Annotated in this window: 13 protein-coding genes and 1 pseudogene; 7 read left to right on the top strand and 7 right to left on the bottom strand. The window is 38.2% G+C overall.

Going from position 1 to position 21,226, the window contains the following annotated elements; genetic code table 11:
• Nucleotides 1-167: 167 nt before the first annotated feature.
• From ACT29I_RS08000 to ACT29I_RS07970, 7 genes are all read right to left on the bottom strand, one after another.
• The gene (locus tag ACT29I_RS08000) at nt 168-833 is read right to left on the bottom strand and encodes a LuxR C-terminal-related transcriptional regulator (RefSeq protein WP_430931714.1); all 666 of its coding nucleotides are present in this window, start codon (nt 831-833) and stop codon (nt 168-170) included.
• A 237-nt stretch (nt 834-1,070) separates the two neighbouring features.
• Nucleotides 1,071-3,590 (bottom strand): glycoside hydrolase family 2 TIM barrel-domain containing protein, encoded by a 2,520-nt coding sequence (locus tag ACT29I_RS07995; protein ID WP_444793158.1) that lies wholly within the window; start codon nt 3,588-3,590, stop codon nt 1,071-1,073.
• Between the two features lie 101 nt (nt 3,591-3,691).
• A complete protein-coding gene (locus tag ACT29I_RS07990) occupies nt 3,692-5,497 on the bottom strand; it encodes an arylsulfatase (protein WP_444793157.1) in 1,806 nt (601 codons plus the stop codon).
• Nucleotides 5,498-5,859: 362 nt separating this feature from the next.
• The gene (locus ACT29I_RS07985; RefSeq protein WP_444793156.1) at nt 5,860-7,455 is read right to left on the bottom strand and encodes a sulfatase family protein; all 1,596 of its coding nucleotides are present in this window, start codon (nt 7,453-7,455) and stop codon (nt 5,860-5,862) included.
• A 116-nt stretch (nt 7,456-7,571) separates the two neighbouring features.
• Entirely contained in the window at nt 7,572-9,767 is a 2,196-nt protein-coding gene (locus tag ACT29I_RS07980; RefSeq protein ID WP_444793155.1) for a T9SS type A sorting domain-containing protein, read from the bottom strand.
• 143 nt (nt 9,768-9,910) lie between these two features.
• On the bottom strand, nt 9,911-11,392 hold the full coding sequence (locus tag ACT29I_RS07975) for an alpha-L-fucosidase (protein WP_444793154.1): 1,482 nt from the start codon (nt 11,390-11,392) through the stop codon (nt 9,911-9,913).
• Between the two features lie 56 nt (nt 11,393-11,448).
• Nucleotides 11,449-12,633, bottom strand: coding sequence for a uroporphyrinogen decarboxylase family protein (locus tag ACT29I_RS07970; RefSeq protein WP_430931708.1), 1,185 nt, complete (start codon nt 12,631-12,633; stop codon nt 11,449-11,451).
• 149 nt (nt 12,634-12,782) lie between these two features.
• Between ACT29I_RS07970 and ACT29I_RS07965 the strand changes: the two genes are divergently transcribed.
• From ACT29I_RS07965 to ACT29I_RS07935, 7 genes and pseudogenes are all read left to right on the top strand, one after another.
• Nucleotides 12,783-13,643 carry a helix-turn-helix domain-containing protein gene (locus ACT29I_RS07965; RefSeq protein WP_444793153.1) on the top strand — a complete coding sequence of 287 codons (861 nt, stop codon included), beginning with the start codon at nt 12,783-12,785 and terminating at the stop codon, nt 13,641-13,643.
• A gap of 208 nt (nt 13,644-13,851) precedes the next feature.
• Nucleotides 13,852-15,362, top strand: a pseudogene (locus tag ACT29I_RS07960) (IS1634 family transposase).
• A 1-nt stretch (nt 15,363) separates the two neighbouring features.
• On the top strand, nt 15,364-16,425 hold the full coding sequence (locus ACT29I_RS07955) for a transposase (protein ID WP_444793152.1): 1,062 nt from the start codon (nt 15,364-15,366) through the stop codon (nt 16,423-16,425).
• Between the two features lie 157 nt (nt 16,426-16,582).
• Nucleotides 16,583-18,256, top strand: a complete 1,674-nt coding sequence (locus ACT29I_RS07950) for an N-acetylmuramic acid 6-phosphate etherase (protein WP_430931705.1) — start codon at nt 16,583-16,585, stop codon at nt 18,254-18,256.
• A gap of 255 nt (nt 18,257-18,511) precedes the next feature.
• Nucleotides 18,512-18,985, top strand: a complete 474-nt coding sequence (locus tag ACT29I_RS07945) for a hypothetical protein (RefSeq protein ID WP_430931704.1) — start codon at nt 18,512-18,514, stop codon at nt 18,983-18,985.
• A gap of 579 nt (nt 18,986-19,564) precedes the next feature.
• Nucleotides 19,565-20,134 (top strand): DUF502 domain-containing protein, encoded by a 570-nt coding sequence (locus ACT29I_RS07940; RefSeq protein WP_430931703.1) that lies wholly within the window; start codon nt 19,565-19,567, stop codon nt 20,132-20,134.
• A gap of 80 nt (nt 20,135-20,214) precedes the next feature.
• Nucleotides 20,215-21,174, top strand: a complete 960-nt coding sequence (locus ACT29I_RS07935; RefSeq protein WP_430931702.1) for a calcium/sodium antiporter — start codon at nt 20,215-20,217, stop codon at nt 21,172-21,174.
• Nucleotides 21,175-21,226: the final 52 nt, after the last annotated feature.

Genomic DNA, 21,226 nt, shown 5'->3' with positions numbered 1-21,226 from the left:
TACCGTAGGATAGATAAAACTATGCAGCTTCGCCACGTCAGTTACATCTAATCCTATCATACAATTATTCTAATTGCAATTTCATCTAACTTTTTGTAAAAATCTATCCTGATTTATGAGGATTTTCGCTTTTTTTTATGATAAACACAGCGAACGAAGGGGTGGATTCAAACAAAATTGGCGAAAGCCGCTATCTTAATAAGTTCGGCAGTATTTTTTGCGTTCAGTTTTTCTTTAAGATGTTTCCGGTGAGAAACCACTGTGTTTTCACAGATGTTAAGTTTACGGCCAATTACTTTGGCCGAATCACCTGATGCAATTAATCGTAACACCTGTTTTTCCCGGGAAGTAATATTGTTGACAGGAGGTTTTAAACCTATTTTCGGTTCAATTTCTTGAATATATCCAATCAATTTATTAGGCGCTATCCTTTTGGTACTGCGTTGATTTATAACATGTACCTTAATATTCACCCAGGCATTTGTTTTATGTTTCAACTTACAATACACTGTGTTAACTAACACGCAATGATTTACTTCATGAGAATCGGTACGTATAAATGTAACTATGTCACAAATTAGTTTGGAATAATCATCCGGGTGAATCAAGGTCTTAAAAAACAAGATTCCTTTGTTCATAAATTCGTTTGGTAAGTAACCGGTAATTCGCCAGATGTATGGAGAAATGTATATACACTTATCTTTACAATAGTCGTAAATAAACGGTGAACTGTTTTGAGTCTTGTTGAAGAGGTGGTTTAAATTACGCGATTCAAATTCGCCTCCCCCCTTACAACTATAATCTGTTAAGGATGACAATAGTGTATTTTCCATAACCATAACATCTATGAAACGTAACTTTTATGGTACCTAATATAATACCATATGGAACAGACGTCAATAATGAGGATTAAGTTTATCGACAATTTTTCCAAAACAACAATAATTGTAACAGCTACATCTTATAGTCAGCCTCGAATTACACGAATTGGTTTATGTTCAGAAAACAGGACCCTGGCTGACCAAAGCTATGGTTTTCGGAATTTTATAAGTTTCCATGAATAAGGCGAGTTACTTCATCCCAATCTTTATTTCTTGACCTTTTATATCTCCAGTAGTTACTGATACCGATGCTAAACCTTTTTTACCAGTTGACCTGATAATAGCCCGGGCTTTTCCATTATGTGTAGTTACTTTATTGGTATTGTGCGGAGCCACATTCATTTCCCATCCATTGTCAACAGCAAGCAATTCTGCATTTCCAGTTACATCAAAAACAATCTCTGTCTCAAGATCTTTTATTTCAATGCCTTTTTCATCATATAGTTTTACAGTTACATGGGCAACATCGTAATTATCGGCTTTTAAAGTAGCTTTATCGCTCTCAATCTCAATTCGGGCTACTTTTCCTGTAGATCCCAACATATATTCGTCCACCGCTTTCCCACCGTTATAACCTACAACCTTTAACTCTCCTTTATGGTAAGGAACTTGCCACTTTATAATATTATCAGTTTCAGAATAATTAGCTAAAGCCTGTTTGCCCAGACTAATTCCGTTTAAAAAGAGTTCTGCCTCCTGGCAATTGGTATAAGTTTGTACAATGATATTTTCGCCCTTTGAATAGTTCCAGTGCTCATTTACCTTATACCATTCCCATAAACGAAGTTTATTCCATACCGGCGGAGGTGTCATATGCATATCGAATTTCCATCCTTCTTCTTTGGTATATGAAAATTCAGATTGGCTGGCAGGAGTTGTTACCATATATACTTTTGGGTCTGTTTTCCACAAACACTCAAAAAAGTGGCCCCTAGGATTTTTAAATCCTGCGAAATCGAACAATGATATATTCAGTCCTTTACGAGGCCATGGCCCCGCTTCGCCACGATAGGCAAAACCAGTCCAGACAAATATGCCAGGAACAAAGTCGCGATTTATACTGTTTTTCCATTCGGAATAGGCCACCCAGTTTTCTGAACCAAGAATGCATTTTTCGGGGAATGTTTTGTGAAAAGCGTCATAATCAGCCGCCCTGTAATTCAATCCTAAAATATCCACTGCCTTACCATAACCATTCGTCATTGAAACTGATGGAATAACGCTTCCGCAAATAGTTGGCCGCGATGTGTCCTCTTCTTTTACCCAAGCGGCAAGTTGAGTTGCCACAATTGTTAAAGAATCGATACCTCCGGTAATTTTTTGGAATGTGTTTCCAATCAAAACTGTATCATACGAAGGTGTGGTATAATATCCATCAATATCTTTATTCACGGTTCCGAAAGTTTCTGCATACTCAGGAAAAGTCCATTCTATTTCATTGCCAATGCTCCACATTATCACGGAAGGATGGTTGAAGTCGCGACGGATCAGATCTTTGAGATCATTCTCTGCCCATTCGAAAAAGACATCACTGTAACCTTTGGAAATATCGTGACTGGCAGCTTCGTCGCCCAAATAGTTTATGCTTTTCCCTTTAGGATTATGCCATTCGTCAAAGAACTCATTCATCACCAACATCCCTTGTTCGTCACACACATCCATTAACAATGGGGAGTGCGGGTTATGAGCCATGCGTACCGCATTTACGCCTATCGATTTTAACTGACTGATCCGATATTCCCAAATGCCTTTAGAGTCTGCCGAGCCGACAGCTCCCATATCGTGGTGCAGGTTAACTCCTTTCAGTTTTAGGTTTTTTCCGTTTAAGTAAAAACCATTGTCCGAATCGAAACGGAATTCCCTGATACCAAATCGTTGTTCAACCTGATCTACAACTGCACCATTTTGTTTTATGGAGATAAGTGCGGTATACAAATTGGGATTTTCTACACCCCAAAGTTGAGGGTTTACCATTGTGATACTTTGTTTCGCTATTTTTTTACCATCCGTATTTTTGCTATATGATATTGCATGTTTATCTGCATCAACAATTGAAATTTCTACTTCAATATCATCGTTAGTACCTTCAACCTTAGTTTCGATTTGAACAGTGGCTTCACTTGAATTTACCTTAGGCGTAGTGATTCGAACTCCCCATTGCGGAATATGCACCTTGGATGTTTTTACCAACCGCACGTTTCGGTAAATACCCGAACCCGTGTACCAACGTGTATCGGCATAAGCACTGTGGTCTACTTTAACGGCAATAATATTGTTGGCTCCATAATTAAGATGTTCGTTTAGTTTATATGAGAAGCTGGAGTAACCGTTAGCCCTGTATCCTAATTTCTCGCCATTTAAATAAACTGTTGAATTACAAAATACGCCATCAAACTCAACCCATATAGATTTACCCATATCTGATGCCGGAACTGTAAAGTTTTTTCTGTACCAACCAATTCCCCCTTCAACAAAACCAGTACTGGCAGCCGTATTTTCTTTTTGGTAACCTGTAATGTTGCTCCAATCGTGAGGTAAACGTATGTCTTCCCAGGCAGAATCGTCGAATGAAACCTGTTCTGCATTAGTTTTATCCCCCAGTGTAAACTTCCAGTTAAAATTAAAATCGTCGATGGTACGAGGCTGCTCTTTTACACAGGACGATAAAAGTATGGCTACGAATAATAATAAAGTGCTTATTGCTTTCATTGATGAATCAATTTAAATTGTGTTATATCTTCTGTCAAAATTATAAACCTTTAATGTTATTGTCAGGAATATATTCTGATTATATACATGGTGAAAATGGCTTATTTAACTTTTGCTAGATAAATGTAATAAGTACCAGCTATTAATTCTCCTTCCTGATTAAACATGGTTCCCTTTACAGTTGTGTCACCTTTTTGTAAGTTCAGTTCAAAAACTATCTCTTTATCGTTGCCATTAACTTTTTTCGTTTCGGAATGGCTTCCTACTTCAAGTTTAATTGTCTGAATGTGTAAAATTTTCGTTTCATTTCCATAAATAAATTTATCAACTCCTCCATGTATAGTCCACGAATCCACTTTTTTTATAAAGGTTGGAACACCCTGGATGGGCGCATTGGCTTCACGAGGCCAACGCCTTACTTCAAAACGGTATAAACCATTCTCCGAAACAGTGATATCCCATGCTCCGACTTCGGGGCTTCCGGCTGCAACCTGAGCATGGTTCCAGGGTACTTTGGGCAGATACCAGTCGGAAGGGCTTAAGAAGATTTCAGGGTCTTCTTTCTGACCAACAATAAACCGTGGTTTGTCACGGTCTCCAGGCGATACACGTTTCCAATAAGCTTTGTAAGCTTTTCTGATTTTATGAGCCACTTCAGGGTATTGACTAATCACATTGTTTTTTTGTCCGAAATCTTTCGATAAATCATAAAGCTCCTTGTTATTTACAAGTCTCCAGTTATTCATCATACCTGCTGTTTGATGCCATTGTTGAGAAGTAAAAGTCCGTTGGTTTTCAACAAAAAGAACTCTATCGGATAATTTCAATTCCGGTTTAAGTAATTGCTTTTTAAAACTTCGTCCATCGAATTCCACTTTTTTCGGAGCCGATAATCCACAATGGTCTATTAATGTAGGGAGTACATCGAAGTGAGCCGTAATGTCAGTTACATCTTTTCCATGTTTTAAGTTTCCATCTGGCCAATGAATAAAAAATGGAACCCGGTGACCTCCTTCGTAAGGCTGAGTTTTTTTACCTCTCATTCCGGCATTGTATAGTTTGACTCCAGCCGTTCCTCCGTTATCGCTCATAAAAATAAGGATGGTGTTTTCAGCTTTTCCCGTTTCTTCGAGCACCTTTCTCAACTTGCCAATATTCTGGTCGATGCGGTCAATACCAGCAAAAAAGTAGGCCACGTAATCCGAAATACTACCTTTATACTTATTAACCATTTTTTTATCAGGTACCGTATGAGGATCGTGGGGAAGATACGTGGCCAGATATACAAAGAAAGGTTCATCATTTTCGCCCTCTTTTATGAAGTCTGTTGCCGCATCAAAAAATACATCGGGAGCATAACCCGCTCTCTTTTCTCTTTCTCCGTTATGCCAATACATATCATCTACCCGGTCGTTGTCAAACCAATCGTCTGTGGTCCCAGTGCCGCCATCACCATGCCCTAACCACTCGTCGAAACCACGATCCATCGGACGATACGGGTAGTTGGAGCCTAAATGCCATTTCCCAAATGCTCCTGTACGATAACCCGAAGCTTTAAACACATCGGCCATCGTTATTTCCGAAGCTCGCAGGGGATTACCTCCGGCTATGGTATGCCACACTCCGGCCCGGTGTGAATATTTACCCGTCATCAAAGCACCCCGGGTAGGGGCACAAGTTGGATCTACATGAAAATCGGTAAATCGTACAGATTCATCATACAGCTTATCAATATTGGGTGTTTTTATTACGGGATTGCCATGGCAACTAAAGTCACCATATCCCTGGTCGTCAGTGACGATAAGAATCACATTCGGACGCTTAATTGCGCTTATTACCTGAGCAGTCATCCATAAAATAATGAAATACAACAGGAATAGCTTTATTTTATTAGCTGATATACGCATATCAATTTAAACTTTTTCTTAAAAGACTTTATTTCCAAGAGAACCATCTTTATTTTGTTCTAGTCGCAAGGCTTTTACTTGTTTTATACAGTCAAAAAGGTCCGCAGACTGCACCCTTCGCTTACCCACTATTTTCTTTATTTTGAGACAGAAAGAACTCCCTGCGGTCAAACAGCTTTCTGTCTTTCCAAAATTAAAGAAAAGTGGGTTATAAGCTACATTGCTGATGTCGGTAGCTTGACTTGAAACTTTGCATAAGATAAATGCGTCTCCCCTGATTTAAATGGAAGCCAGTATACAAAAATGAAAAAACACTTCGTTTGAAAACTCAACCATTGACTTAAATTCGAGTCAAGACTCTATTAATCCCAATATTTTTCAACAATCGCTTGTATCTCCGGATAGTTCTCGTCCGTTTCGTTATACTCTTCACGTTGCCTTTTTAGTTCGGCTTTTAGCTCTGTGATTATTTCTTTGTAAGCAGGGTCATCGTAACGATTATTCATTTCCTGCGGATCGTTTTTCAGGTCGTAAAATTCCCAGCTGTGAGGTGTTTCACGCTCTATACCAAAATACTGTTTACCCCAATAGTGCTTGCTAAATTCCGATTCAGGCAAATAGTGCTTACCATAATAAAATACCAGCTTATAATCTTTGGAGCGAACCCCAAAATGAGCAGGAACATAATGATGAATGATGTGCATCCAATAGCGGTAATAGGTTGCAGTACGCCAATCTTGTTCTTCTTTTCCTTTAAGGGTATTGATAAAGCTTTTTCCTTGCATATACTCAGGAGCTTCTCCCCCTGCCAGTTCAATCATAGTTGGTGCAAAGTCCGTATTGTTAATCAACAAATCCGTTACCTGACCTTCTTCAATCATTTTTGGATAGTGCATAATAAATGGCATACGCATCGACTCTTCGTACATCCAACGTTTATCCTGCAGGTCGTGTTCGCCCAACATCATACCCTGGTCACTGGTATATACAATAACTGTATTTTCCCAAAGTCCTTCTTTTTTCAGAAAATCAAAAAGTCGACCTAAGTTATCATCGATCCCTTTTACGCAACGTAAATATCTTTTCAAGTAAAGTTGATAGGCTAAATGAGCGGAATTATTAATTCCTTCCAAAGAATCTTCGAAAAAAAATAAATTATAATCGCGGTACATGTGCCTATCGGAAATGGAAGTGCCGATATAGTTGATTAAAGAGTCATTTTTTCCTCTTGTCCCTTCAGAACCCCAATTGGGCTGGTAGTACAAACTTGCCGGCTCAGGAATTTCTGTGTTTTCCAAAAAAACATCATAACGTGGCGCATTCTCAAAAAAGTCGTGAGGTGCCTTGTAATGATGCATCAAAAAGAAAGGCTTTGACTTATCAACATTCTTTAGGTAATCAATGGATAAGTCGGTGATAACATCACTGGAATGACCTTTGGACTTAACCTTGTTTTTGGGCCAGGTTCCTTTTCCCTTTTCATTAAATGCGGGGTTAAAATACTTACCCTGCCCGGGTAATACTTTGTAATAATCAAATGCCGAAGGTTCTTCGTGCAAGTGCCATTTTCCTATAACGGCAGTACTATACCCTAGTTTTTTCAACTCTTGTGGTAAATACTGCTTTTTAGGATCAAGGTGAATATCTAAATCCAATACTCCATTGGTTTGCGGGTACTGTCCTGTGATGATCGAAGCACGGCTAGGGGTGCAAATTGAGTTGTTACAGAAAGCATTCTCAAAACGTATTCCTTCTGCTGCCAGTTTATCTAAATTGGGGGTTAAGTTTAAATTCGATAATCGTCCACCATACGAGCCAATGGCATGTGCAGCATGGTCATCGGACATGATATAGATGATATTGGGTTGTTTCTTTTTTGAAAACAAACTAGTGCATACCAATAACATTGCAAGTAATACACAGGCTCTTTGAGCTACGCAAATATGAAACCGATTCATTATGTAGGTTTTTATTGTTTGTTAAAATTTCTGGAAATACAAAATAAACTCTAATGCAATTAATATGAAATAGGAATAATTGTAATAATGATGGATTAAATTGTAAGGATATTTTGCTATTTTTTCACAATCTTTTTTGTGTAAACATTGTCTTCCGTTGAAAGCCGAATGATATAAGTTCCATTTACATAAGTTGACATGTCGATTTCAAACGTACTCGAATTAATGCCAATGGTGTTCCGCAAAAACAGACTTCCAGTAATATCAACTACTTCAACACTTTTAATTAACTCTCGAGATTGGTTAAATTTTATGTAAACTATTCCAGACGAAGGATTGGGGCAGATACTAAAATCTTCCTTTATAAAATCGTTTTCTCCTATTGAAATATCAACACTAGCCTTATGAATCATAATGTTTGAAATTGTATCGCTCACCATTTCAAACTCTTCAATTTCTGAAATGTAGGTTATAATTGCTTTATATTGGTCATCGGTACTTAGTGTCGATTCCACATCCATTTTACGACTAATGATTCTATTACCATACCGTTCTTTTCGGTATTCCGATGCGACAATATTATCATCCTTATCTAATAAAAGAATAGATAAGTCCCCATCAGTCTTAGTGGCATAAGAAAACTCAATACCGATAGTTTCATCGTCTGTGAATACGCTATCCACTTCAAGAATCTCTATTGTAGCTTCCCAAGGGTCTTCAACATTAAAAAATAAGTTGCCGAGGTTAACAGCCTGGGGATCTTGCCAATTCATCCCATTTCTAAACATATATACCCTAAAATAATAGTCCGTCCCATATTCCAGAGGCGAAGACAAGTTTATGTTAAACTTCATAGTGCCTTTACCAGCTTGCACTATTTGACTATCCCATGAAAGTCCATCGCCGTTAGGTTTATGTACTTCAACCACTAACTTACATACCGTATCTGCTTCGTAGGCTACATCAAGGTTAATAGAAGATGCCGGTTCAAGAGAGGTAGGAAAGCTTTCTTTATAAAGAATTTTAGTCAAAGGCTTCTCTGTAAACGAGATTTGTACAGAATTGGTAAAAACCACCGTTCCTTCATCTTCGATACTATATTTAAGCGTATAATTATCGCTTCCATCAGTGATGGATGCGGTACTAAATTCAAGAGACAGGGAACGAACACCTTGATTAACACTTATAGTAGTATCATCTATTACTTCATTGGTCGGCGATAACAACTGAGCTGTAACAAATTGGTTTTTACAAGCAGAATAAATCAAGGTAGCGTTAATATTCTCACCCAGATAAGCGTTCTGATTGGCTTCATAGACTTCAATGTTATCTTTATCTTCATTAAAGTCATCGGGATTAACATCAACTAACTTCCATGTTCTAACCCAATCGTATTTTACCGCTCTTTGGTCACGTGTGCGGAAATCATCCTCCCACATCCACTCTTCGGGTTTTGGGTTTCCGGCATTATTTTCTTCTTTACCAGCAGTGATATAGGTTTCCATGGATAAAATCAATGCCATGGGTATTTTAAAATCCCTCGCAGGGGTAACAGTGCTAAAAAGTCTGTCATTATTATAAAAATGTGCAGTTGTAGCGTTTTCCCACCACATACCCACGGTAAAGAAGGCATGAGGGTCTTCTAGTGTGTAATGGTCGGCACCTCTGGAATCCCACGCATCCCATCCTTCATAAGGAACGCAATTACCATCGTTGTCGATATATTTTAGATCTTTTGTATGACTATTTACATGTTGTACATAATTAAAAAAACCACCCCTGTCATCTTTTTCTCCTGCTCCCGGACCAGTATAACCCATGTTTTCGATTAAATCCAGTTCCGTTGAGTATTTATCGAGACATTCGGTAGCTGTAATCTGTCGCGAATTCATAAACACTCCGGATCCCATTGGGAAATCGGAAGGACGGATACATACTTCGAAATAACCATAGGTTTGAAGGTTTTTGGTATCCAATGCTCCTCCTGCAAAAGTAAACGTACGATCCAATTTATCGCTGTGCCATACTTCATCTTCATAATACCAGATTGGGTTCATTGTCAAGAAGTAATTGCTATCGTTATCAGGGTCTTGCTCGGCTCTAATAGCTTTGGGGTCAAATGCGGCAGTTCTGCCCCACGACCTGTCTTTGGTGTACACATTAAACACATCGGGGTTTGCTCCCTGCGGACCGAATTCATCGCTCATAAGCGGATTCAAAATCCATACTTTACCGGCAGGTGGGTCTGGGGGACCTGCATGTAGCGAGATGGATACCACATAAAACATAAGAGCTTGCAGAATCTTTTTCATAACATTTTACTTTTCAACAGGAAGTAAATTTCAGAATTAAAAATATTAGACAAAGGCGGTTTTTTTAGATGTGTACAGGGAGTTATATGCTTTGAGTACAGGTTATTTAATAACTCCCTTTTAACTAAGGCTATTTGTTCCTCTTAATTCACCCTAAACACAAAAGCATGCTCACAAGGCTTATTTTCGGGTAATTGAATCTCTAAAGCATTTTCCATTTGTTTAAAAACTATTTTAGATTCACTACCTATTAGTTTTATACTTTTAACCTTGCCATTATAATTGCTGGAACCTAATGACTTTATTGGAAGTACTCCTGACTCCGGCCATCCCAAGGCAATGGCGTATAACCGTCCTTCACGGGTTGTAAAGCGGATGTCCTCATCACCAAAACCATCAAATTTCATATCTGCTAAATGCCCTGTTTTTGTTTCGGTAGGGCCTTCTCCATAGATTAACCAAGGACGACTTTCGTAGATAGCTTCACCGTTAAGTTTTAACCATTTTCCTATTTCCCTAAGCCGTTGCTTTTGATCCTCAGGAATGGTGCCATTGGGGTGTGGTGCCAAGTTTAATAGTAAGTTACCGTTTTTACTCACAATATCTACCAGGTCGTCAATCAGATTGTTTGTAGGATAACATTCCAGTTCTGTTGTCCATATCCATAATTTTTGAGAAATCGAATTGTCGGTTAACCAGGGCTCAGGATATATTTTAGGCATCCTGTTGCGCTCCAGATCAACCGTTCCTGTTCCTAATGGAAAATCAGGACGCTTGAAAGTTAGTACAAACTCCTGATCATTTTTTTCGGCATGATTATAGGCATACGCCATCATTTCCTGACGTGTTTTTTCCGAAAGAATCTGAACACGATTGTCGAACCACAATAAGTCGGGTGAATAGCCATCAACTACCTCCTTACATTTCTCCAACCAAACCCGCTCAAACTCTGCACTTGGCATTGGATTTACTTTGTAGTAACCCTTTGTGTCTTTAGTCCTCCATGCGGTTTCAGGTACTTTTTCGCCATATAGTGATGCATTGGCAGGATCGGCACAATCGGTATTTTCGTCCCAGGTTGGGTACCACCCCCATAACCACGAGTGGTGTAGGCTTACCACATATTTTAAACCACGCTTACGAATAGCCTTTCCCAACTCAGCAACAATATCACGCTTAGGTCCCATATCAACTGAATTCCACGGATTAACTTTAGAATCCCACATCGCAAAACCGTCGGCATGTTCTCCACAAGGTCCTGCAAAACGTGCCCCCGACTCTACAAATAAGTCAGCCCATTCATCGGCATTAAATTTTGGTGCTGTAAACAGGGGAACCAAATCCTTATAACCGAACTTGTTCACTGCTCCGTACGTCTCGGTATGAAATTTATAGTTGGGATGATTTTTATAATACATATTGTGCCCGTACCAATCTGAAGGGCATTCGGGAACGGAATAGACACCCCAGTGCGTATAGATACCAAATTTGGCATCCCGGAACCATTCAGGGCATTCGTATTGTTGCAGGGATTCCCAGGTTGGTTTATACATTTTTTGTGCATTGGTCAAAGTTGTGCTTATGCAGACGATTATTATGCAGGTTGTTTTTAATAGCTTGCTCATTTGTTTGTATTTAACTGATTTGCATTATTAAGCTGGATGTATTTGTTGATTTTCAATTATGATTTAATTGGATAATTACCGTTCTCTCTTACTAATTTCATGATATAATCATAGGTGAGACCTGACACTTCGCTGGATACGGAATGGTCGGACTGGAAAATAAATCCTCCTCCTTTAGCTGCTTCAAGTTTTCTTAGAATCTCTTCTTTTATGCGTGTTTCATCTCCCGATTCCCAATTCATCACGTTGTTATTGCCGCAAAAACCAATGTCATGACCGTATCGCTCCCTTAATTGATTCACATCCATATTTGCTTTCACTTCCAGAGGATTATAAAAGTCAATGCCTATTTCGATATAGTCTTTAAAAATGGAGTTCACATTTCCGCAACCATGGTAAATTACCATTAATCCTTTTTCGTGACAATAATCTACCATTTTTTTTACCCATGGTTTAAAATGTTCACGCCAATATTCCGGGTCGAAGAACATTCCGTTTTTATAGGCCACATCTCCCCAAATAACCATTCCATCAAGTAGCCCATTGGCTGCCTCAACCTGGGCTTTGCAAATATCCAAATAAAACTGTCCTACTTTTTCAACGGCTTCAGGAAAACGATCGTAATGCATCATAGTCCATAACATGGCATTTTCCTGGCCTATTAAACGGGTAAGGCATTCGTTAATCTCCCCTACTCCCCCAAACACGGCAAAATCGGAATAAAAGGATTTTACCCGCTCAAAGTATGCAGGTGTATTCCTGTGGAATGTATCTCCAACTCCATTTATATGATCATCCCCGGCTTCAAAATACCGACGTTTATCGTATGGATCATCAAACTCAAATTCAAGTAATTTATCGATGGTATCCACATTCCATTTCATCATTTCGGGCATAGGAAAATCATGACGCTTTCGCATCACTACCTCATATCCTGTTTCAACATGCACCTCCTGTTCATCTTCATAAATAACATCGAACTTTTTAATATGAGGATCCATATTGGGGTTCACCACTATCCAGTCTAAATTGTAATGGTAATAAGGATTAGCATCTTCGGGCAATCCAAGTTCCCTTTTCCACCTATCTATAAAACTGTTCCAAAAAAACTCCCCAATAGGAATCCTATCTGGTTCTTGATGGTTAGCTGCCTGTTGCAATCGCTTTACTTTTTTTAAAGCATTATCGCTACGTTTTGTGTTATCCGATTTTCCTGTATAATTGAACATTATATTCTGCATTAAATTTAATGTTAAATTTAGAAAGTGAAGTAATAAAAGTGTTTTACAAACCAAACAAGTTATTGTCCATTTGGAACATCGCAATTTTGAAACCTCGCTAATATCTGCATTTTATGTTATTTTTGTCTTCTATAAACAAAACATACAACATGAACCCCTCTGAGCTTTTGAAAAACATATCTTTTAACCTTTCATCTGTAGGTAGTTGCAAGGTAGGGACTGAATGGAATTACAGAAATATCATTAGTTCATTTAGCAGATTATATTTAGTAACAGATGGAGAAGCAAGCATCTACATAGGTGAAGAAAGAATTCACTTGAAGAAAGGACACCTTTACTTAATACCGAGTTTTACACACTGCAGTTATGTGTGCGAAAATGAATTGTCTCATTACTATGCTACATTTACCATTCAGCTTCGGAATAATTTAAGCATTTACCAATTGTTTAACTTTAATTATGAGATTGAAGCCTCAGTGGAGCATTCTGATTATTTCAAAAGACTTTATGAGACAAATCCCAACATGGAACTGCCTGCAAAAGACCCCAGGATATACCAACGCCTCAGCAGCAAATCCTGGAATCATCCGATATATGATGCAGATCGAAGTTTAACATCATCGGGATTACTATACCTGTTGTTATCAAAATTTGTAGGTTACCCTAAAATCGACCTTGAAAAAGGAGATGCCAGTGATATTTTGTTGTCTTTAAAATATATTCATTCCAATTTAGAAACCGAACTTACAGTTACTAGGTTGACTGAATTGTCCTGTTTATCTACTGGTCATTACACCCGAAAATTCAAACAATTAATGCAACTAACACCATTAGATTACATTAACAAACAACGTATAGAAAAAGCCCAGCTACTATTAAATACCACTTCACAATCGTGTATTGAAATAGCTGAAGCGTGTGGATATAAAAGCAATGCATACTTCTGTAAGGTTTTCAAAAAACATATTGGCAAATCGCCGGGAGAGTACCGTATTAATCAGGTTTTATGAGACTTACAGACATATTCCCACAGTAGTTTGTTATGAACATTAAACTGAAAGAAGCATGGTGATTAATAAAAAAAGGTTTCCTCTGCTTTAGAAGAAACCTTTACTTGGTACTCGAGGCGGAACTTGACTTCCGCACTTTTTCGGGGCACCCTCTGTATCCCTTGTTACTGAGTTTCTTTTTTAACTTGGGTGACCCAAATATATTTCAATGTTCATTCGTAAAAAACGCAATAGCTCTGGAAGCGTTTCTGTACAGGTGATACAGAAGGTTAAGGGTCGGAACAGTCTTATAAAAACAATAGGATGCGCCACAACGCAACAGAAAATTAAAAAGTTGGTTGAGGTTGGATATCAAGAAATTGAAAGAATAACTGGTCAAAGCAACCTTTTCTTATCTGATAAGGATAGCCTCGCTGAAGAAACCCTACTCAATATCGGTAACTCAGACATTAGGACTATTGGTCCAGAATAAATATTTGGAAAGATTTATAATCATATCGGTTTCCAATAAATTGAAGAAGAATTATTCAGGCACCTTGTAATTTCAAGGTTGGCTTTTCCCTTAAGTAAGTTGAAAACAGTTGAGTATGTTTACCGTTACCAAGGCGTTCGTTTAAGCAATGATAAGGTTTACCGTTTTTTGGACAAGCTAAACAACAAGCAGAAGGGACTGATTGAACAGATAGCCTTCTCGCACACCTTAAAAATATTGAACGGCAATGTGTCAGTTGTTTTTTATGATATGACCACACTGTACTTCGAAGCAAGCGATGAAGACGATTTAAGAAAAACAGGTTTTAGCAAGGACGGGAAACATCAGAAACCTCAAATCTTTTTAGAATTGCTCGTTGGGTTGGGTGGTTATGCAATAAGTTACGACATTTTTGAAGGAAATATTTATGAAGGTCATACACTCATCCCTTTTTTAGAAAAGATAAGCGCTAAGTTTAATTTGTCAAAACCCATAATTGTAGCTGACTCAGGTTTACTCTCAAAAGATAACATTATTGCTCTAGAAAAAGAAAATTACGAGTACATCTTAGGTGCCAGGTTAAAGAGTTGAAACAGCAGATATTAAGGCTTTCTCTTGAGGATGGAGAAGTGTTTTGTATTGACAAACCAAGTGGGCAAAGGCTTATTGTTTCCTACTCTAAAAAAAGAGCATCTAAAGATGCATATAACCGAAAGCGGGGGTTGACAAGACTGGAGAAGAAAGTAAAATCCGGGAAACTGACAAAATCAAGTATTAACAACAGAGGGTACAATAAATACCTTACCATGTCTGGCGATGTTACCATTGCAATTAATTATGAAAAGTTTGAAAACGATGCCAAATGGGATGGGCTAAAAGGATACCTAACAAATACTAAACTTAAAGAAGAAGAGGTTATAAACAACTATGCCAACCTGAGGCACATAGAAAGGGCTTTCAGAATGTCAAAGACAGACCTTCGCATACGCCCGATATACCATAGGTTAAGAAGTCGAATAGAGGCTCAAATTTGTATTTCATTTACAGCATACGCTATTTACCAGGAGCTTGAAAGAGTTTTAAGACTTGAAGATACTGACTTGTCAATAAGGAAAGCTGCAGACTTAACTCACAATATGTACCAGATAACATACACGCTACCTGACTCCAAACTTAATAAATCTTGCCTATTGAAAATGACCCCGGATCAAGTAAAACTATACAATATTGTATTAAAATATTGTTAGGGTGACCCAATGCGAAAGTCAAGAAAGATACCGACAACAATTTGAAAAACCATTCGATTTCTTAACATTCAACAAAGAACTTGTTTTGTCGCATGGAAGTGGTCGGTATGTAATAGCATTTGATCCTTCTTATATCAGCAAGTCAGGGAAGAAAACACCTGGACTTGGTTACTTTTGGTCAGGATGTGCCAATCAATCTAAATGGGGTTTGGAAATTGGAGGATTGGCAGCAATAGATGTGGATAATCATACCGCTTTTCACTTGGAAGCCATTCAGACAATACCAAGCAAGGATCAGTCATTGGCAGATTGGTACGCTGGCGTCATTAATGAACGTAAAGATGTACTAAAAACAATCTCACCGTACCTAGTTGCAGATGCCTGGTTTTCCAAGAAAATATTTGTTGATCAGGTTTTGGAATGCGGCATGCATATGGTAGGCCGACTCAGGGACGATGCCGACCTTTGGTACCTATACCAGGGAGAGCCAACAGGAAAACGGGGAAGGCCCAAAAAATATGTAGGTAAAGTTTACCATCATAATATCGACATGGATTATTTTGCTTTGTGCCATAAAGATAAAGATTCATCAATATATAGCGGCGTGGTATATTCCAAATGGCTTAAAAGGAACATTCGGTTGGTACATGTTGTATATACCGGTAAAAATGGAAAACAAATTTACAAACTCTATTTTTCAACCGATACAAAACAAGAACCATTGGAGATCGTGAAATATTACAGGAGCCGTTTTCAAATCGAATTTCTATATCTGGATGCAAAACAGCACACTGGTTTAAATGACTGCCAGGCCAGAAATGAAAATAAACTCGATTTTCACTTTAATGCCTCACTGACTTCAGTTAATCTCGCAAAAGTTACAGGGTGGTTAAACGTGCCAAAAGAACAACGAAAAGCGTTTTCTATGAATGATATTAAAACCATAAACCACAATATATTACAGCTGAATCTATTTTTTGACAAGTTCGGGTTAAATCCGTACTCACCAAAAAAAATGAAAAGGGCTAACGAGCTCATATTTTACGGCACTATTGCCTCTTAATTTTTTAACTAACTATTGTGTATAAAACAACCCAAAAACTGCGTCATATTTTAGTACCTTTCCAATTATTTTACAAGATCATCTTTGGGGTTTTGCTCGTCCAAAATGATAAGAACAACGACAAAGCACTTATAATTCAAATCACACTTTAGAAGTCATGATACTAATTGCAGACAGCGGATCGACGAAAACAGAATGGAGGGGAATTTACAACGGCAGTTCACAAACCTGCATCACTAAGGGAATCAACCCATTCCACCAAACCTCTGAAGAGATATTTAGGAGCTTAAAGGACGATTTCACCATAGATCAGACTACAATTAAAGAAATCTATTTTTATGGTGCTGGATGTGCGAACGAAGATAAGATTAACATCGTTAGAAAAGCACTTAGAGACTTTTTTAACATAAACAACATAACTGTAGAAAGCGATCTGACGGGAGCAGCCCGATCTCTTTGTGGCAGTAAGCCAGGAATAGCATGCATACTCGGAACCGGATCCAACTCTTGTCTGTATGATGGCAGAAACATAAAAGACAACGTTTCTCCATTAGGCTACATCATTGGCGACGAGGGAAGCGGAGCCGTTATGGGTAAAAAACTCATAGGTGACATATTGAAGAACCAACTTCCGGAACAGGTCATAAGGCTATTTTTCCGGGAACACAATACCAACAGGGCACAAATACTGGACAACATATACAAGAAGCCATTGGCAAACCGGTACTTGGCCCAGTTCACCAAGTTTTTATCCAAACACATCGAAATTGAGGAAATCTACAATTTAGTGACCAACGCATTCGATGAATTCATCAAACGCAATTTACTTCAGTATAACAACGTTTTACACCTTGAAATAAATTTTACCGGTAGCATTGCCTATCATTTTCAAGAACAACTGATAAAAGCATTAAACAAAAATCATTTAACCTTGGGTGCAGTTACCCAGTCGCCCATGGATGGTCTGGAACAATATCACTCAAAAACTAAAAATTGCCTCGTGGCAAAAGCAAACAAAACTAAACCGAGCGTTACTGAATCCTCTTCCAAATTCGACAATCTTGAGATTATGTCGGTGGAAAAGTTAATTACATCCATTAATCATGAGGACGCCTATGTACATGTTGCCGTTGCAAAGGCATTACCCCAGGTCAAAGAACTTGTGGAAAGAATTGTTGACCGCATGCAAAAAGGCGGTAGGGTTTTTTATTTAGGTGCCGGCACTAGCGGAAGATTAGGGGTACTGGATGCCTCCGAACTTCCGCCTACATTTGGCGTGCCAGACAACATGGTAATTGGTTTGATTGCAGGAGGTGATGCCGCTTTGCGCAAAGCCGTTGAAGCTGCCGAGGATGATCCCGACAAAGCCTGGAAAGAACTTTTAGCTTTTGATATTAACGAAATGGACACAGTAATAGGAATTGCAGCATCAGGTTCCACCCCATATGTTGTTGGGGGTATCAGACAAGCCCGCTATAATGGGTTATTAACTGGCTGCATCACGTGCAACCCGAACAGCAAAGTGGCCCAAGTAACAGAATACCCCATTGAGGCCATTGTGGGGCCCGAGTTTGTTACCGGGAGCACACGCCTTAAAGCAGGCACTGCACAAAAAATGATTTTGAATATGATGACCACGACCATTATGATTAAACTGGGAAGAGTTAAAGGCAACCAGATGGTCAACATGCAGCTGACCAGCGAGAAACTAGTCGACAGGGGATCAAGGATGATTATGGAAGAAACAAAACTAGCGTACGAAGATGCCAAAAGACTCCTTTTATTGCACGGATCGGTAAAGAAAGCTATTGAAGCATATCGCAATATATAAATACCCATATTTGGAAACAAAGAGCATACAGGTTACATATAGATCTCAAGGATAGCTACGACCATGAACCAAAAAAAAATGTCCGTAGAAAAACATTTTATTTATGTGACTTTTTTTTTATACACAGGTCTAAATTATAAAGAGAGAAACAAACTATTGTTTAACTTTAGAAATTAGCTAATTGAAATTGATTTCCTCTCCTGAGGAACCTTTCGTTATTTATGGTAATAGATGACCCCAAAAAAATCAACGATTATGAGTAAATCAGAAATTGAAGCGCATATTCTTAAGGCGGAAGCCCATAAGGTTGCTATTAAACATCTGGAGGAAAACCTTGCACAAGTTAATCAGTTTATTGCTAATATACGTGATGACGAGGACGGTGTCAAACAAGGTGAAATAGAGCCCGAAACACTGTCGCACAACACTGAAGATCAGGACATGACATTGGCCATGCAACAAAAAGCGAATTTAATAAAGGCACAGATCAAACTTATTAACGGGTACAAAAACGCTAAACCAACCGCAATTGTGGATCCTGGTTCACTGGTATTTGTACAAGATCATGTTTTTTATATTTCGACCAGCGTTGAAAGTTTTAACCACAAGGGTTATAAAATCACATGCCTTTCTGTGGAAGCACCTATCTATAAAGCCATGAAAGGTCTTACAACAGGAGATACTTTTGAATACAACGGCAGAAGTTACACGATAAAAAAAATAGCCTAAATTATTATACACCGCTTTAATAGGTTCGTTATATACTTTGTAATTCGCGCAGATAGGGCTTAGCAGCCTGTATTTAGCTATATAATGAAAGACGTTTGTAGGTGCCCGGCACTAAAGCGTAACCCTAAATAGTTTTTTGTAAAAATTAGGATACTCGTTTATGAACTATTTTATTAGTTCCGGAAACGATTATCACACTGATGTGATTCTTTCCTTCCAATTTTTCGTTGCACCTTTAACAACTGAGTTCAGTTGCTCGGATGAAGCATAAGTTTAGCGAGAATTGGCCTTATTTTCGGAACCACTACGAATAAATTTTATTGAGTTTGCAGTTTAATCCAATATAATTATTCTTGCGGGAAACATGGGAGGTCACTTTATTTTATCATGTAAACTCTATATGCCATCTGACTTTGCTTTACCTTAAAGTGGAATTAAGACTATCCCTAAGCCAATATTGAAATATCCCTGATTGCTGTTTGGACCTAGGAATGTTAAATGAATTACATACATTTGGTAGATCAAATGCCTAAAAAGACATGAGAACAGACTTTTACGAAATTTCTAAACTTGACAGCCATGAAAGCACTAATAAATTATTTTCTTCAAGGCCTCCTTTTCATAGCCCCGATAGGAATTACCGTTTATATAGTTTATGTAATATTCAAACTTGTTGATGACATCTTACAGCAATGGCTGAAGGAGTCTCTTGACATAAACATCCCGGGCCTGGGAGTGGTAATTATTGTTGCACTGCTTGTATTCATTGGTTTTGTGGGACAGACCTTTATCGGCCGGCCCTTTAAGTACTTGTTTGGAAAGCTAATAAAAAAGGCGCCATTGGTCAAAGTAATATATTCAGCTTTCAACGATTTATTTTCAGCCTTTGTAGGGAAAGAAAAAAAATTCAATAAACCTGTATTGGTCAAAGTGAATATGCTTTCAGATCTTGAAAAGCTTGGGTTTCTTACAGAAGAAGATTTATCGTTAATTGATGAAAAAGATAAAGTGGCTGTATATTTTCCTCACTCCTATAACTTTTCGGGAGAGATGTTTATTGTTCCCAAGGCTCAGGTAAGGCCCATTGATATTTCACCGGCTGAAGTAATGAAATTTATTGTTTCGGCAGGGGTTGCCGGATGGAACTGAAAGATGTAGTAAAACATAAGGTGTCCGGAAACGATATTTGGAGGGGAAACTGGACGCCAACGAATTAAAAACTAATCGTAATGATAATATCAATTCTACTTTTAGTTGTCGGCTTCGGTCTACTTATAAAAGGCGCTGATTTTTTGGTAAACGGTTCTTCTTCCCTTGCTAAAAGATTTAATGTATCCGAGTTGGTTATTGGACTAACCATCGTAGCCTTTGGAACATCAGCGCCCGAACTCGTGGTCAACACCATTGCGTCGGTAAACGGTTACGACGATGTTGTCATGGGCAACATCATCGGAAGCAATATTTTTAACCTTCTGTTTATATTGGGAGTATCAGGCATTATTTACCCAATTACGGTTCAGGTGAGTACAATATGGAAAGAAATACCATATTCGTTGGCAGCAGCAATTATTCTTATCGCTTTGGCGAACGACGCCCTTTTGCTTAAGTCAACAGCTAATACTATTAATCAAACAGATGGAATTATATTACTGGTCTTTTTTTGCCTGTTTATGGTCTACATCTTTTTTAGTGCTAAAAAGGAAACAAATGCAGATATAACACAAACCAAACAGCTAAGCCTGACGAAAACAGTCATTTATATCATACTCGGTCTGACGGGATTAGTTTTGGGTGGTAGGTTTGTTGTCAATAATGCCATACAAATTGCCCGAATGCTATCAGTTAGTGAAAAACTTATTGGATTAACCATTGTTTCAATAGGGACATCGTTACCCGAATTGGCTACCTCTGTAGTTGCAGCCATAAAGAAGAAAAGTGATTTGGCCATTGGAAACGTGATTGGCTCTAATATTTTTAATATTTTTTTAATTCTTGGAATAAGTTCAATTATTTCTCCAATTGATTACAGCGCTGCATTCAATTTTGATATTGGAATATTAATATTTTCCAAGGTGTTTTTATTTATAGCCATGTTTACAGGAGTACGTAAAAAGCTGGACCGATGGGAGGCCGGGGTGCTGTTGCTAATATTTTTAGGTTATTTGGCTTTCCTTATAATAAAAAAATAACTTGCACAAATCAACATAAGCCAACCAATTAAAGATAGCTTTGATATATGAA

Origin of the sequence: Saccharicrinis sp. GN24d3 (genome assembly GCF_052400645.1) — a bacterium.
Classification (GTDB): Bacteria; Bacteroidota; Bacteroidia; order Bacteroidales; family Marinilabiliaceae; genus Saccharicrinis.
Note: the sequence above shows the minus strand (reverse complement) of the source record. Positions and strands in the feature narration are given on the sequence as shown.